1 protein-coding gene is annotated in these 579 nt (G+C 48.0%); it reads right to left on the bottom strand.

Going from position 1 to position 579, the window contains the following annotated elements; genetic code table 11:
* The coding region (locus R8O10_RS26515) for a GGDEF domain-containing protein (protein ID WP_318192137.1) at positions 1–579 on the bottom strand (579 nt) is incomplete at both ends.

Here is a 579-nt window from a genome sequence, read left to right as displayed (position 1 = left end):
GTGCGGGAAAAGCAGACCGAATTCATCACTAGAAAGACGAGCAATGGTGGCTCCCGGAACATCAATGGTGTTTTTCAGACGTTGAGACAACTCTTTCACGTGGGCATCAGCGCGTTGGTAGTCTTTTGTCTCGTAAATGTCGCCAATATATTCTGCATGGAGTAGCGCGATACCCCCTTGCGTTTGTTCTGCCAACCATTGGTCAACTTGGTTGATGTAGAACGAGCGGTTACCTAGTTTGGAGATAGGATCTAGGTATGCTTGAGCACGTAGACGTTGTGCTTCTTTGGCCTGTTCTTTAAATGACAACTCAATCTGTGCCGACATCATGTTGATGCCATCCACGACCGCGATCAGGTCTTTGGTTTTAGGGCGAGTGAGTGGCTCACCAAACTGGTTGTTTGCGATGTCGTGCATTTTCTTCACGATAGCAGCCAGTGGTTTTAGAGAACGACGCAGAATGTAAGAAATCGCAATCAATCCCGCTAGGAAGATGACGCTAAACGCAGATAGCAAACGGATAAAGCCTTGCCATAGTTGTTCATACGCCGCGCCTGGGTGGCTGATGATTTCGACTTC

It is taken from the genome of Vibrio sp. 1727 (genome assembly GCF_033344415.1).
Taxonomy (GTDB): domain Bacteria; phylum Pseudomonadota; class Gammaproteobacteria; order Enterobacterales; family Vibrionaceae; genus Vibrio; species Vibrio alginolyticus.
The sequence above is the reverse complement of the archived record's forward strand: the minus strand, read 5'-3'. Positions and strand labels throughout refer to the sequence as shown.